Consider the following 14,026-nt stretch of genomic DNA (forward strand, 5'->3'; position numbering starts at 1 on the left):
CGGGGGAAACAAAACTAAAACAGGTTAAAAATCATGGATCAAATCAAATCTGTTATTTTCCAGATTTATTAGCGTGATTTTTTCAGAATACCCTTCTGTAGATAAATTGTATATTTGGGGACAAAGGAAAATCCGATTTTTCCCCAAAAACCTTAGATTTAGAAATCAATCCATTATTTACCCAAAGATGAGATACCGAATCAACATTTTATTAGGAATGCTACTTTTGGCGGCATCTTGCCAATCAGGAAGGGAAGCAAAAGAAGAAAATACGGAAGAGGAAAAGCCTAAAAAAGTATCCATCGCCGAAATTGAAGCTGGCATCAAAGCTTACATAGCCGCCGAAACAGCGACAAGTGACGGGTATTTTCAAGTCAATGATGAAAGGGGAAATTTTCGCTTGAAATTGGTCCGTGTCCATACAGAATACCTTTCCAACCTTGGGCCAAAGAAGCATTTTGCATGTGTGGACTTGGCTGATGAAAAAGGTGATGTGTATGATGTGGATTTTTTTATGGAGGGAGAACCCGGGAGCATGAAGGTAACCGAAACTTCACTTCACAAACTGAACGGTAAACCTTTCTACACCTGGAAGCAAGTCGTGGACAAAACCTGGCGCCGCGTCCCCGTTGAAACCGCCTCCACGGACTTGCTTGGCGTGGTGGAAGGGCAAGATGAATTTGATTTCCATTATTATTCCAAACTTCCCAAGATCACCGGATCTGCTAAGATGTGGATTCCAATCGCTAAAAGTGACAATTACCAAACTGTGAAGGTCACCAATATGTCCCTTCCGGGTAAGCATCAGATGTTGAAAGAACAGGATTTTGACAATTCAGTCCTTTACCTCGAACTCGGCCCTGAAGATAGCGGCAAAGAAATAGACATTACGTATCAAGTAGAACGAAAAGAAAAAGGCCCGTATGAGGCGGTGGGAACAATAGACGAGAAATACCTGCTTCCAAATCTTCTCATGCCAATAGGTGGAAGATTTGAAGAAATCGCCAAAGAAGCCATCAAAGGCAAGGAAAAGGATAACAAACTCGTCCAAGCAAGGGCTTTGTATGACTATATTATAGACAACATGCGGTATATGAAATTCGGGAAATATGGGCGTGGGGATTCCAATTATGCCTGTGATTCCAAGACTGGAAATTGTACCGAGTTCCATTCCTTTTTCATTTCCCTGGCAAGGTCTATTGATATTCCTGCGAGGTTTTCCATCGGGGCTTCGATTCCCTCAGACAGAAATGAGGGAGGAATCGACGGATATCATTGTTGGGCTGAATTCCATGCTGAAGGAAAGTGGTGGCCTGTCGATATCAGCGAAGGTAACAAGTATACAGCCCTAGCGACGTATTACTTTGGAAGACATCCTGCCAACAGGATTGAATTCAGTCAGGGCCGTGACCTCAAGATAAGTCCGGGTCCATCTGGAGGTCCGATCAATTTTATGGCCTATCCGATCATGGAGATTAATGGTGAACCGGCTTTTCCTGAGACCATTTTTTCTTTCAACAGGAAAACGGAATAGTTCTGCGAAATCAGCAGGATGAAGAATGATGGTTTTCCGCTGGTCATGCGGATTGGCACTGATTTTTTTTCTAATTCATTGTGCCCCTAATCAGAGAATAATTTCCGCGAAATGTCTCAAAATCAATGGGAAAACGCATAGAAATATCCAGTGGCTACCTAGATTAAAGGGTATCTAAAAAGCAGAAGTGTCTGAAAATCCGAATATCTAAACCCGGTTTTCAGACACTTTTAAGAAAAATTGTTCTAAGGGAAATTAATTCGTTGCAGTGGTATCTGCAGGATGCTCAGAAGTAGAGTCGGTTGGATGCTCAGCACCTTCTGTTGGATGCTCAGCTTCTTCAGCAGGATGCTCAGCGCTTTCTATTTGTTCGGTTGACTCTTCACCTTCTTTTTTGCCTCCGCATGAACTAACAGATGCTACGAAAAGGAAGCCAAAGGCTAAAACCAAAAGCGTACTTGATTTAAATTTTCTTAATAAGGTCATAGTCTTATTTTTTTGGTTGATGGTGATTTATTAGACTTTTTAATTAAAAGTCAAAACAAAGTTACAATTATTTGCTTATTCAAAGATTTTTTTTGCCATTTATTAAGGCCGGGTAATTTTTTGTAAATGATTTGAAGTCCTGCCAAAATCTCTGGAAATCAAAAAGAATCCTTAAAGAAGAACTGCCGGGATTGCAGACTATTTATTTATGATGACCCTTGTCGGTGTTGGCCCTTCAATTTCATTTTGACCAAAAGCGGTTCGGATTTGTTCCTGTACAGAAAAGAACACGTCCCAATAATGCGCAGTAGAGGCATAAGGTCTTATCGCTAGAGTGACCATTCCGTCTCCGACATTTAGTACATTGACAGAAGGAGCGGGTTCTTCTAAGACAAACTCACTTGATTTTAAAACTTCCATGGCCACTCTTTTGGCTTTGGCCACATCACTGTCAGCAGCTACGGCCACAGAGATGTCCACACGGAGATTGCCGTGCCGTGAATAATTGACTATGGTACTGTTAGACACGGCGCCATTAGCAAGGATGACGGTTTTGTTTTCCGCGGTAAGTAGGATGGTATTGAAAATCTGGATTTCGGTGACTAACCCAGTCTGCCCATTGGATTCGATGAGATCACCGATTTTAAATGGTTTGAAAACCAAAATCAAAACTCCTCCTGCAAAATTGGCAAGAGAACCCTGTAAGGCCAGCCCTACAGCCAAACCCAAGGCACCCACGACTGCTACAAAAGAAGTGGTCTGAATTCCGAGCATCCCGGCTACAGAGATCAATAAAAGGACTTTTAGGCCTCCACTGACAAGACTTCCTAAAAAGGATTGCAGGGAAACGTCAATTCCTCTTTTGTTGAGCGCTTTTGAAACGAACTTCGAAATGAAATTGACTACATAGAGACCGATGATAAAAACGGCTAGAGCGCCTATTAATTTTGGGCCAAAAACATAAACCCAATCCATAAATCTTGTTGTGTAAGTGGTTACCTCCTCCATAGAATATATTTAAAATTAAGTGTGTATAACATTTAAATTCTATAAAAATAAAAAATGTAGATGAAATATTCTTAAGTATTTTATGATATAACCATCAAAAATTTATAAATAAACTTGTTTTTATTAAAAATATATAACCATTCTATTTCCAGTATCCAATCTTGGCAAAAAAAGGGAATGGCTTGGTTTTGGTTCTATCTTTATACTCTAATGGTAAGGGGACATATCGGTAAGGTCTCCCCTACAAAACTGAACTTTGAAAATTTAAGCCAGAGTAACCCAAAAGCTTTCGCCTTTGGGTCTTCATCTGATTTTATTTTCTAAGGTTAGACTGGAGTTCTCCTTCAAGTTCCATCAAAAAGCTATCGATCGTGCCGGGTTTCACATGTGGCATGAGGACGATTTTATACCATTCAGGCTGAAATTCGTATGTATTGGCTACTAGATAGTATTTTTCAGCAAGCTCTTTGGAGATGTATTTTGCCTTGATAGCGATGATGTTCAGGTATTGGTTTCTGAAATATTCTACTCCCATTCCCTCCAATCGCTTGCAAATCCTCTCCGTGTGATCGCAGAGTGTTTCCATTTTATATTTCCATCCTTCCGAGCCGTGAATCTGTAGGATCATCCACATGGATATGGCATTTGCTCCGGAGCGGCTGCCACTGACGGTGTAATCTTTTCCTGGAATATACTGTGCTTCCTCCGTTTTGACATAGTCGAAAAACCCTTTTCGAATCAGAAAAAGCCCTGTACCGTAGGGAGTCTGAAGCATTTTGTGCCCATCTGCAGTGATAGAATTCATGTATGGGTTTTGAAAAGTAAACCTGCTCATTGGATTTGTAAAAGGGTAGATAAACCCGCCATAAGCCGCATCCACATGGATTTTGAAAGGGGCATTAATATTTGTAAAGTAATCGCCCAACATGTCAATATCATCGACTGAACCGAACATAGTGGTAGAGAGATTGGCGATAACGATGAAATATTTGATCCCTTCTTCCATGGCAGCGTTTACTTTGGATTCTAAGGATTCCTTGGTGATTTGCCTGTTTTCCTGATCCACTTCCAGGATGATGCTGGTGAGGTTGAGCAGGTTGGCGCCTTTAGGCATGGAGTAATGAGAGTCTTGGGAATAAACCAAGCCTATTTCGCCCAATCGGGCATCATACTCTTTTTTGAAAAAATTCCTGTAAATCCACATGGCTTGGATATTGGCTTCTGTTCCTCCTGTGGCGACATAGCCGTCCTGTTGGTTTGGATCACCGTTGAGGATTTCTTCTGCCACCAATCGGATCAGGTCTCTTTCGATTTTTTGGGTTCCTTCAAATATCTCCAAGACAGATTTGTCACTGAGTGTATGTACGCCTATGTGGTTTGGATTGCGGACCATAGCAGACATATATGGGGCATCTTTCAGAAATGGTGCATCAGGATAAAATTCTGCTGTATCTAAATAGGTCCCCGGAATACCGAGAATGGGATGATCACCCCTGTAATCGAGGTTTTGCGTCAGGGCGTTGAATATGGTTTCTTTGATTTGTTCGTGAGATTTTTTTTTCCAGTACATGGCAATAAGATTAAAATGTGAAAAGAAATCAATTCCAGATTTTCCAGGCAGCCTCGGCCTGAAGTTGGAGCATTTCCAATCCATTTTTTACCAATGCACCGCGCGCCTCGAGGGAGCGCATCAAAAATGTTTTTTCGGGATTGTAGACCAAGTCGTAGACTTTGTGCATCCCGGTAATGTTTTTAGGGTTGATTTCCGGCATTTCTTCCGTTTTTGGAAAGGTGCCAACCGGCGTGGTATTGATGATCAAGTGGTGAAATTCCAGTATGGAAGGGTTTGTCTCCAAATCTTGGTAGGTGATCCAATCCGGGTTTTCAGATGTATTTCTGGATACCATCAAGTAAGGAATTCCCATATCCATAAGTGCCTGTACTACGGCTTTTGAGGCACCTCCTGTTCCCAAAACAAGTGCCTTTGGCCTATTTATGCCAAGAAAACTCTCTAATGATTGCCTAAATCCTATGTAGTCGGTATTATAGCCTTTAAGAGTTCCACCTTTGATTTGGATACAATTGACAGCACCTATTTTTTGGCAGGCAGGATCCATTTCATCAAGGTAAGGTATCACTTTTTCCTTGTAGGGAATAGTGACATTTATTCCTTCCAATTCAGGATTTTCATTTAGGATTTTGGGTAAAAGGGTAATGTCCGGGATTTCATACAAATCATATTGACAGTCAAAGATGCCTTCCCTTTCGAATTTGGAAGTAAAGTACTTCTTCGAAAAGGAGTGGGTCAAAGGGTGGCCTATCAATCCAAACTTTCTCATTGTCTTTTTAAGTAATACGCTGTTCTTTCAATCCCCAAAACCAATAATATACCGAAGGAAAAGGCGAGAATTGCATACAACATCAGCGGTTCCTGCCCCGTCACTTCCATGTATTTTTGAGGCATCAAATTCTCAGTAATAAAAGGTTTCTGTACGCCGCTTGAAGACATCCGATAAGATAAAACTTCCTTCCATGGCCATATTTTGTTCAATGAGCCCAGCATGAACCCGGAAAGAACTCCAATGGTAACTGAATGATAATGCTTCAAAAGCCAAGAAATCAACCTGCTAAAAGACAGTAATCCAACGACACATCCTGAACCAAAAACAACAATAATTAGAAAATTTTTGTCAGTAACGGCACCTAGGATCCTTTCATACTGGCCCATGACTAGCAATAAAAAACTTCCTGAAATACCCGGCAAAATCATTGCGCAGATCGCTATGGCTCCGGCTACAAAAGTAAACCAAAGTGCATCAGGAGTGGTTGTAGGCGGTAATCCTGTAATCCAATAAGCGACCACTGTTCCCAAAAGTAGAGAAAGGATCACGCCAAAATTCCATCTTTTGATGTCTCTGAGGATGATCACAGCAGAAATGATGATCAGTCCGCAAAAAAACGACCATAGTGGAATGGGATGGTGGTCCATCAGGTAGGTGATTACCTTTGAAAGGGAAAAAATACTTGTCAAGATTCCCGCAAGCAAGGTGAATAGAAAACTACCATTTATATGTCCCCAAAAACTTTTTATTTCAAATTTGAATAAAAAACCCAGGGCAGTTTTATCAATGGATTTGATGCTCTCCAGAAGTTTTTGGTAAATGCCTGCAATCAGTGCGATAGAACCTCCTGATACGCCCGGGACGACATCTGCCGCTCCCATAGACATTCCTTTGAGGAAAATTAAAATGTATTCTTTGAGATAGTTCATGGTGGATCAAAAAAAGGGCTGCCCAACTTAATCAGGCAGCCAATAAATGGTATTACATGAGGTGTGCGCCAAGGAAATGGTCAAAAGTATCCCCTCTAAGTCCCAAACGGATGGTTTCGAGTGGAATCAGTTCGTTTGGAGCAATATTTCCCAGATTTACGTTGGCTCCAAGAAGTTTTACAAACCAAACTTGCTGCTCTTTTTGCGGTGCTTCCCAGATTATTCTGTCTTCAGGTATTTTGGTAAGGATTTCTTCCACCAGACCTTGTCTGACCTCTCCGGAATCTCTAAACAAACCCACATTTCCTCCTTCTCTTGCTTCGCCGATTACTTTCCAAGAGCCTGCATCAAGTTCACTTTGCATCTGCTCAATCCATTTGTAAGGTGGGATGATTTTGGCAGCATCCTTAGATCCTACTTCGGACAAGACCGTAACATCTTTGGATAATATCTGGATATATTCACACTTTTTGCCGTGGTTGAGACTTATTGAACCGTCCGAAACCTCTGCGAAAGACAGGTCAAACTTATCCAATACCCTTCTATAGTCCTCAAATTGTCCTCTGATAACAAATGCCTCAAACAAGGTGCCTCCTAGGTAAACAGGAATTCCGGCATCTTTATAAATCTGGATTTTTTGTGCAAGATTTTTTGTCAGGTAGGATGTTGCCCATCCTAACTTGACGATATCAACAAAATCACTGTTTGCCTCAACGAAGTTTTCGACTTCCCTGATGCCCATGCCTTTGTCCATAACCATAGTAAACCCCGTAGTACGTGGTTTTTCAGTTCGTACAGGCAGATTCTTCAGAACGTAATTCATTAAGTTCGAATTTCAGGTAATTAATTGTTTAGATTAGATGATGTATCGGCATCCTTATATTGAGAGATAATTTTGAAAATAGCCTTTTGGTGTTTTATTTCCGGCATCAAATCATACAACAATGTGTGTCTCCCAAAGTCCAAAGTTAATGCATTTTCTAAATATGAAAAGGCTTCCTTGTATTTAGCTGATTTTAACAGATAGACTACAAGTCTGTAATAAAGCTCTGACTCTTCCGGCAATTCTTCAATCCCTTCTTTGATCACGTCTTCTGCCTCTTCAAACCTATTTTGGTCAAAATAAATAATCGAAAGATTGACGTAAGTTTCGATAATGCCCGGTTCTAGGGTGATGGCCTCTTCATAAGCTTCCGAACTTGCCTGGAGGTTTCCTAGGTTGTATTCAGCATCTGCAAGGCCTACCCAATAAGTGGCATTTTCCTTGGTGAGTTTGATGGCTTTTTTGAAATAATGAATCGCCTCAAAGAATTTTTCTTTTTTGAGCATGCACATGCCCAATCCAAACCATGCATCGTCATATTCGGGATCAAGTTTGGCTGATTTTTTGAAATTTTTGAAAGCCAAGTCAATCTGATCCAGTTTTTCATATGCGGCACCGAGATAGCAGCAGTTTTCAGCATTTGCACCCTCACAGTTGATGGTATTTTGGTAAGCTTCAAGCGCAAGTTCAAATTGGTTGGTATTCATGTAGGCATTACCCAAATTGAAATAGGCAGAAGCAAAGGCATCATCTATTATCAGTGCATAGTCGTAAGCCTGAATCGCTTCCTCAAACCTTCCAAGTCTATTATACACCACCCCGAGGTTATACCATGCGCCCGGACTGTAAGGGTCCTGATCTATAAATTCCTGATAAAAATCCAGTATCTCATCAAAGGAACCTTCCTCCTCGGTGATCATCGCCAATTGAAACAAAGCATCCTCATGGTTGATCCGGATTTTGACACATTCTTTGTAATAGAAAGTGGCTTTTTCATTGTTTTCGTTGGCCTTATAGAGGTTACCGAGGGTATAATATACTTCAGCTTTGTCTTCAGCCAAGGGTAGAAAACTCTCTAACAATTCAATGGCTTCCTTGATATTGCTGTTGATCATCAAGGCCTGACTTAGAGCCAAAACGACATCCTCATTGTTGGGAGAAAGGTTATTGAGATTTTCAAGGATTTCCAATCCTTCTTCCAGCTCATCATTGAATATCAGACATTGTGCCTTGAGCAACTTGATTTCCACACTAAATGGAAATTTCTCCAAAGCATGGGCAGAAGCCTTGAGAGCCTTTACATATTTCTGTTGGTCAAAATAAAACCGGACAATGTTTTCTAATTCTTCTTCTTCAAAATAAAGATCCAAATTGGACTTAAGTGAATTTTCAAACCGTTCTACAAGTTCTTTGTCTTCTTCCCAATCGTTATCAAAATCTCCGGTCATCTGTTTCTTTTAATAGTTTACTTAAGATACCAAATTATTTCTTGGTACAAAATCACTCTTTGATTATTTTTTTATGGAACTATGCTATCCAAGCCAAAATACCCAAGAGCGGATTTTGAATTTTCAAATCTATAAACGCCCCTGTCCTATTTTTCGTTCGACCTTGCCCACTTGAAGCTTTCCTCCAAGCTACGGTATCTGAAGTTGATTTCTTGCTGTACTTTTTTGTTATCCATGGTGATCGACAGTTGCGACAGCATGGCTGTCTGCCTGTTGAGTGGATTTTTGGTCAATCCCATCAGTCTTCCAATCCAAATAAAAAATATGGCAAGTTTGATTTGAAAAGGGCTCACTTTTTTAGATGGGGCTTTTTTTCCAAAGACTTTGGCCATGGTTTCAAAGAACTCTTTATAGGTTACAGCGCCTTGGTTAAGGATGTATTTTTCTCCCCAAAGATTTTTTTTGTAAAGCCGGTAGGTGATTTCGACTGCATCCCGGATATCGATAAAATTGACTGTGCCGGCCGGATAAAATTTGCTTTGCTCCAAGACATAGTGATAGATCTGTGTGCTGCTTCTGTCATCACTGACTTTTCCCAAAATAATGGTAGGCAAAACCACCAAAGCTTCCAATCCCTCCTGCATACCCCGCCATACTTCTAATTCAGCCTGATATTTGGAGATGGCGTAAGGCGTATTGAGTTTGGATTCAACCCAAGGAGTATTTTCGTCAGATACCTTGGCTTCCGCGCTTCTACCCAATGCCGAAACTGAACTGATATGAATCAATTTTTTGACACCTTTTGCAAGCATCGCATTGACGACATTGGCTGTACCTGTCACATTGATTTTCATCAATTCATCTTCATCTCCGGGATTAAAGGAAACCATCCCGGCCGAATGGATCACAAGATCAATATCTTCCATTGCTTCTTCCAAAGAAAGTGGATCCAAAATGTCTCCGTCCACCCAATTGATCCGGGCATCTGTTCTTTCCAATAGGCCTTTAGATCTGTGCTCTCTTTTGAGGGCAAAAATCTCACCTTCTTCTACAAATTTTTTTGAAAGATAACTTCCAAAAAGTCCGGTAGCTCCTGTAATCAGAATTTTCATAAATGGGTATTGAATAGGGGAATTTCCCGGATTTTATCGTAATACTTACTCTGTGGCAAGTTTTCCAAGGCATCAAGGTAACGGTGATTGTGTGTATCAGTACCCAAGTATTTGATCCTGCCTTCTTTTACTAGCAATTCTGCAAATGCCTGCACATGCCTCGAATAAAAACCTGTCAGAGACAATAGATTCAGCTGTAAATAAATATCACGATCAATCAGTTCATGGAGTAATTTTTTGTCCTGAGCCAGGTATTGATAACGCTCAGGATGCGCCAATACAGGTTTGTATCCGTTCATTTCCATTTCAAAAAAAATCTCAACCAACATGAGTGGCTTTGACACAAATCCTGTTTCTACCAACACATGATTTTTGTAGACGGTAAGCAGTTTTTCTCCGTTTCTGACTTTTTCGAGAAAAAATTCATCCAGGTAGTATTCGGCCGCAGCAGTGATTTCTATATCTATGGCCCCTCTATGAAGTGCAGATTTTACTTTTTCCAATCCCCCAAGAATAATTTCAGGGGTATTTTTGTAAAACTCCGACATGATGTGTGGCGTGGTCACGATTTTCTTGATGCCAAAATCCTTCAAGCGTGAGATCATCTCCAAAGATTCTTCGATGGATTTGGAGCCATCATCAATACCCGGTATCAAGTGGGAATGCATGTCAGCTTGCATCCAGCTCAATTCAAGCTTTTCTGGTGGTTTTTCTTTTGTCTTACCTTTCAAAAAATCAAATAATCCCATTATAGTCCTCCTTTGGTCATTTCTGTAAATTCTTCGAAAGTTGGAAGAATTTGGTCTTTGGCAGAAATTATGGGTGAATCCACCTGCCAATCAATATTCAATACCGGGTCATTCCATATTACTCCGCCTTCGCTTGATTTGTTGTAATAATTGGAACATTTATAAGAAAACACTGCATCTTCCAAGACCGAAAATCCATGGGCAAATCCTTCGGGTACATATAGCATGTTGTGGTTTTGGTCATCCAAAACCTTGCTAAATACCTTTCCATAGGTTTTTGATCCTTTTCTGAGGTCTACTGCCACGTCAAGAACCTTTCCGCTGATAACTTTGACCAGTTTGGCTTGGGCATATGGTTCATTCTGGTAATGAAGCCCACGAATTGTGCCAGCCTTTGAGAATGACTGGTTTTCCTGCACCCAATCTTTGTCAATGCCCTGAGTATGGAGAGCTTCTTTTTTGAAGGATTCGAAAAAATAACCGCGTTCGTCTTTAAATATGACAGGATAAATTTCAAATAGACCCTCAATAGGGGTGGTTGTTACTTTCATTGTTTGTTGGTACAGATAAATAAGATAATAAGAATCCGATGACAGATTAGGGAAAGTTCCAAAAACGGAATCAAATTAGGAGAATAAAATTCAGGATAATAGGCAAACACATGGTTTTAATGTTCCAAATATAAGGCTTATTGTCCTTAGGATGTTAAATTTGTACTACATTCCTGATTGGAACTATTTCCGGTTTGCTTCCCTTTTTCTATTATACTGCCAAAATGTATGAGTAAAATTTCAAGAAAATTCCAAAAATTATTTGAAACTGCCCCGATACAGGAAACAGCCGTGATGGTTGCCCTGATTCGTCAGGGTCAAACGGAACAACAGGTACAAGAATATCTCGAAGAGCTTGCTTTTTTGACTGAGACACTCGGTGCAAAAACAGTATATAAGTTTACCCAAAGGCTGGAGAGACCCGATGTGCGGACATTTGTAGGAACAGGGAAGTTGGAGGAAATAAGGGCCTATGTGACACATTTTGAGGTGGATATGGTGATTTTTGATGATGACCTCTCTCCCTCTCAAATGAGAAATCTTGAAAATGAACTGAAGGTTAAAGTCTACGACCGTTCTCTATTGATTTTGGATATTTTTCTAAATAGGGCGCAGACTGCACAAGCCAAAACTCAAGTTGAATTGGCACGATTCCAATACCTTTTACCTAGGCTTACACGAATGTGGACCCACTTGGAAAGACAGCGGGGAGGAACAGGAACCAGAGGTGGCGCCGGTGAAAAAGAAATAGAAACAGATAAAAGGGATATCAGGAATAAAATCACCCTGCTCAAAGAAAAATTGAAGGAAATTGAAAAGCAGAGTGCAACACAGAGAAAAGGGAGAAAGGGAATCGTAAGGGTTGCCTTGGTAGGGTACACCAATGTAGGTAAAAGTACTTTGATGAACCTCATTACAAAATCTGATATTTTGGCCGAAAACAAGCTCTTTGCTACCGTAGACTCCACAGTCAGGAAAGTGGTGTACGAAAATATTCCATTCCTACTTTCAGACACCGTAGGTTTCATCCGAAAGTTACCAACCCATCTGATAGAGTCATTTAAGTCAACTTTGGATGAAATCCGGGAAGCAGATTTGCTTGTGCATGTAGTGGACCTCTCCCATCCCAACTTTGAGGACCATATCAATGTCGTCAACAACACATTGAATGAGATCGGGGCAGGTGATAAGCCGGTTTTGTTGGTATTCAACAAAGTTGACTTGGTGCCCAAGATGCCTTCAGAGGAAGAAATGATGCACATGACAGAGTTGGAAGTTGCAGAAAGTAAGTACCTGGATTTTCAAAAATTGGCTGTTGCTTATCAAAAGAAATACGGAATTGCTCCTGTGTTTATGGCAGCCTTTGAAGGGACCAACGTGGAGGGATTCAGAGATTCTTTGACAAAAGAAGTCAGAAAACAACATCTCAAAATCTACCCTCATTACCTTGAAGATGAGGTGGTGGACATGTCAAAGTTTGAGGGGGAAGGTTAACTTAAATGTAGATTCCTGAATTCATGCCTGAAACGCATTCCCCCATTGCTAAGTGACGGAAGACCGAAGTTGGAAGTAGCGGGACTTTTTCCTTTACACCATATATTCAATTGGCAACGTTTCATTGACGCATAATTTAAAAATGAAGCCCTAATAATTTACTTCATCCTGATCCGCCAATCTTTTGGATAGTAATTGTTGGTCCGGTTGCCAAGGTTTTTAAGCCAACCCAAAGGCATGTTTTTAAAAGTCACCAAAACCCAACCCTCCGGAAAATCCTTAACTGGAATATCCTCTTTTCTCAAATAATCCAAGGCCTCCTTCAAGTCAAGGTCATAAGTCAAAAACCCTGATTTCGGCAAAATACTTACAGCCAATTCATGGTTGGGGATAAATTGCTGCTTGTTGATTTTGCCAAGTTCTACTCCAAAATACCGGATATTCAAAAACCTGCACAGGTATTCAAAATGCTGCTGAAAATCTTTGTTAACCCAAAAATAGCTATCCTGAAGATTGTAAAAGCAACTGTAATCGGGTAACCCCAATTGAACCATCAGCTTTTCTGCTTCTTGTTTTCCAACTGGCTTGATATAAGGATGCTTGAAATCTTTGGTCCTTTTTGGTTGGTGTACCAAAGAGCTTTCGGGTCTTTTGAGGACAGTGATAAAAAAACCCTCTCCTTCGACACGGTGTGGGAAAAATCGGTACCCAAAAAAACTGCTTCCATCGATACCAACTTCCGACTCCACAATTCCCCAAGCACTATCCAAAGGAATTCTGACAGGTTCATAATCGTATTCAGATATGATAAACCTGATCATTTCTTCATTTTCCTTTTCGTTGAAAGTACAGGTGCTGTAAATCAGGTAGCCGCCACCTTTGACAAATGAGCCGGCATGGTCCATGATTCTTTCCTGTCTTGCCGCACAAAGTGTCACGTGATCTGCTGACCATTCCGACAAGGCATCCGGATCTTTGCGAAACATCCCTTCGCCCGAACAGGGAGCATCTACCAATACCAAATCAAAAAAACCGGCCAAATCCCCAAAATGCTCAGGGTCATTTTGGGTGACGAGGGTATTTCCGATTCCCCATTTGATGATGTTTTCTTTGAGAATACTTGCCCGGGATTTGATGACTTCATTGGCTACCAAAAAACCGTTGTTTCCCAAATAGCTACTCAGTAAAGTAGATTTGCCGCCGGGTGCGGCAGCGAGATCCAGATAAATGCCGTCTTGGGGAGCCTCAATATTCCTTAGTACATGCTGGATAAACATCGAGGAGGCTTCTTGGACATAATAACATCCTGCATGAAAAAGCGGATCTAAAGTAAATGAAGGCCTTTCATCCAAAAAATACCCATCCTCATTCCATGGAACTTGAATGCTGTTTTCAGGGTGGGTTTGAGTTTTATGTCTGTTGACCCGAATGGATACCCTTGGTTCATTTTCCAATGCCTTGGCAAATTCCCTGAATTCATTTCCGCCCAGATAGGATTTCATTTGGGACTCGAATGCTTTGGGAAGGTTGATTTGAGACATTGTTGTTTT

13 protein-coding genes are annotated in these 14,026 nt (G+C 40.8%); 2 read left to right on the forward strand and 11 right to left on the reverse strand.

The genetic code is table 11. The features are described from left to right. Nucleotides 1–187: 187 nt before the first annotated feature. Nucleotides 188–1,534 carry a transglutaminase-like domain-containing protein gene (locus tag MMU07_RS11385; protein ID WP_241126001.1) on the forward strand — a complete coding sequence of 449 codons (1,347 nt, stop codon included), beginning with the start codon at nt 188–190 and terminating at the stop codon, nt 1,532–1,534. 255 nt (nt 1,535–1,789) lie between these two features. Here the strand turns inward: MMU07_RS11385 and MMU07_RS11390 are convergent, their stop codons facing one another. From MMU07_RS11390 to rfbC, 10 genes are all read right to left on the reverse strand, one after another. Then, on the reverse strand, nt 1,790–2,020 hold the full coding sequence (locus MMU07_RS11390; RefSeq protein WP_241126002.1) for a hypothetical protein: 231 nt from the start codon (nt 2,018–2,020) through the stop codon (nt 1,790–1,792). 198 nt (nt 2,021–2,218) lie between these two features. Beyond that, nucleotides 2,219–3,028, reverse strand: coding sequence for a mechanosensitive ion channel family protein (locus MMU07_RS11395; protein WP_241126003.1), 810 nt, complete (start codon nt 3,026–3,028; stop codon nt 2,219–2,221). A 313-nt stretch (nt 3,029–3,341) separates the two neighbouring features. Further along, nucleotides 3,342–4,598, reverse strand: a complete 1,257-nt coding sequence (locus MMU07_RS11400; protein WP_241126004.1) for a pyridoxal-dependent decarboxylase — start codon at nt 4,596–4,598, stop codon at nt 3,342–3,344. Between the two features lie 28 nt (nt 4,599–4,626). Next, nucleotides 4,627–5,367 (reverse strand): shikimate dehydrogenase family protein, encoded by a 741-nt coding sequence (locus MMU07_RS11405; protein WP_241126005.1) that lies wholly within the window; start codon nt 5,365–5,367, stop codon nt 4,627–4,629. Then, a complete protein-coding gene (locus tag MMU07_RS11410; protein WP_241126006.1) occupies nt 5,364–6,299 on the reverse strand; it encodes a polyprenyl-phosphate transporter in 936 nt (311 codons plus the stop codon). Before MMU07_RS11410 ends, MMU07_RS11405 begins: the two co-directional genes overlap by 4 nt. Before the next feature lie 52 nt (nt 6,300–6,351). Further along, nucleotides 6,352–7,122 (reverse strand): phosphosulfolactate synthase, encoded by a 771-nt coding sequence (locus MMU07_RS11415; protein WP_241126007.1) that lies wholly within the window; start codon nt 7,120–7,122, stop codon nt 6,352–6,354. A gap of 20 nt (nt 7,123–7,142) precedes the next feature. Further along, entirely contained in the window at nt 7,143–8,570 is a 1,428-nt protein-coding gene (locus MMU07_RS11420; RefSeq protein WP_241126008.1) for a tetratricopeptide repeat protein, read from the reverse strand. Between the two features lie 146 nt (nt 8,571–8,716). Continuing rightward, nucleotides 8,717–9,682 (reverse strand): SDR family NAD(P)-dependent oxidoreductase, encoded by a 966-nt coding sequence (locus MMU07_RS11425; RefSeq protein ID WP_241126009.1) that lies wholly within the window; start codon nt 9,680–9,682, stop codon nt 8,717–8,719. Continuing rightward, the gene (locus tag MMU07_RS11430) at nt 9,679–10,431 is read right to left on the reverse strand and encodes a tyrosine-protein phosphatase (RefSeq protein ID WP_241126010.1); all 753 of its coding nucleotides are present in this window, start codon (nt 10,429–10,431) and stop codon (nt 9,679–9,681) included. Before MMU07_RS11430 ends, MMU07_RS11425 begins: the two co-directional genes overlap by 4 nt. After that, complete coding sequence (gene rfbC, locus MMU07_RS11435; RefSeq protein WP_241126011.1) at nt 10,431–10,982, reverse strand: dTDP-4-dehydrorhamnose 3,5-epimerase; 552 nt, start codon at nt 10,980–10,982, stop codon at nt 10,431–10,433. The genes MMU07_RS11430 and rfbC overlap by 1 nt, the downstream gene beginning before the upstream one ends. A gap of 228 nt (nt 10,983–11,210) precedes the next feature. On the opposite strand from rfbC, the gene hflX reads away from it, so the two are divergent. Further along, entirely contained in the window at nt 11,211–12,476 is a 1,266-nt protein-coding gene (gene hflX / locus MMU07_RS11440; RefSeq protein ID WP_241126012.1) for a GTPase HflX, read from the forward strand. A gap of 158 nt (nt 12,477–12,634) precedes the next feature. Here the strand turns inward: hflX and MMU07_RS11445 are convergent, their stop codons facing one another. After that, a complete protein-coding gene (locus MMU07_RS11445; RefSeq protein ID WP_241126013.1) occupies nt 12,635–14,017 on the reverse strand; it encodes a methyltransferase RsmF C-terminal domain-like protein in 1,383 nt (460 codons plus the stop codon). Nucleotides 14,018–14,026: the final 9 nt, after the last annotated feature.

The organism is Cognataquiflexum nitidum, assembly GCF_022538055.1.
In the GTDB taxonomy this organism is placed as follows: Bacteria; Bacteroidota; Bacteroidia; order Cytophagales; family Cyclobacteriaceae; genus Cognataquiflexum; species Cognataquiflexum nitidum.

Excerpts from the sequence above, each read along its gene's own strand:
- MMU07_RS11425 (WP_241126009.1), bottom strand. The coding sequence starts at position 9,682 with ATGAAAATTCTGATTACAGGAGCTACCGGACTTTTTGGAAGTTATCTT.
- MMU07_RS11400 (WP_241126004.1), bottom strand. The coding sequence starts at position 4,598 with ATGTACTGGAAAAAAAAATCTCACGAACAAATCAAAGAAACCATATTC.
- MMU07_RS11405 (WP_241126005.1), bottom strand. The coding sequence starts at position 5,367 with ATGAGAAAGTTTGGATTGATAGGCCACCCTTTGACCCACTCCTTTTCG.
- MMU07_RS11395 (WP_241126003.1), bottom strand. The coding sequence starts at position 3,028 with ATGGAGGAGGTAACCACTTACACAACAAGATTTATGGATTGGGTTTAT.
- MMU07_RS11410 (WP_241126006.1), bottom strand. The coding sequence starts at position 6,299 with ATGAACTATCTCAAAGAATACATTTTAATTTTCCTCAAAGGAATGTCT.
- MMU07_RS11415 (WP_241126007.1), bottom strand. The coding sequence starts at position 7,122 with ATGAATTACGTTCTGAAGAATCTGCCTGTACGAACTGAAAAACCACGT.
- MMU07_RS11420 (WP_241126008.1), bottom strand. The coding sequence starts at position 8,570 with ATGACCGGAGATTTTGATAACGATTGGGAAGAAGACAAAGAACTTGTA.
- rfbC (WP_241126011.1), bottom strand. The coding sequence starts at position 10,982 with ATGAAAGTAACAACCACCCCTATTGAGGGTCTATTTGAAATTTATCCT.
- MMU07_RS11430 (WP_241126010.1), bottom strand. The coding sequence starts at position 10,431 with ATGGGATTATTTGATTTTTTGAAAGGTAAGACAAAAGAAAAACCACCA.
- hflX (WP_241126012.1), top strand. The coding sequence starts at position 11,211 with ATGAGTAAAATTTCAAGAAAATTCCAAAAATTATTTGAAACTGCCCCG.
- MMU07_RS11445 (WP_241126013.1), bottom strand. The coding sequence starts at position 14,017 with ATGTCTCAAATCAACCTTCCCAAAGCATTCGAGTCCCAAATGAAATCC.
- MMU07_RS11390 (WP_241126002.1), bottom strand. The coding sequence starts at position 2,020 with ATGACCTTATTAAGAAAATTTAAATCAAGTACGCTTTTGGTTTTAGCC.
- MMU07_RS11385 (WP_241126001.1), top strand. The coding sequence starts at position 188 with ATGAGATACCGAATCAACATTTTATTAGGAATGCTACTTTTGGCGGCA.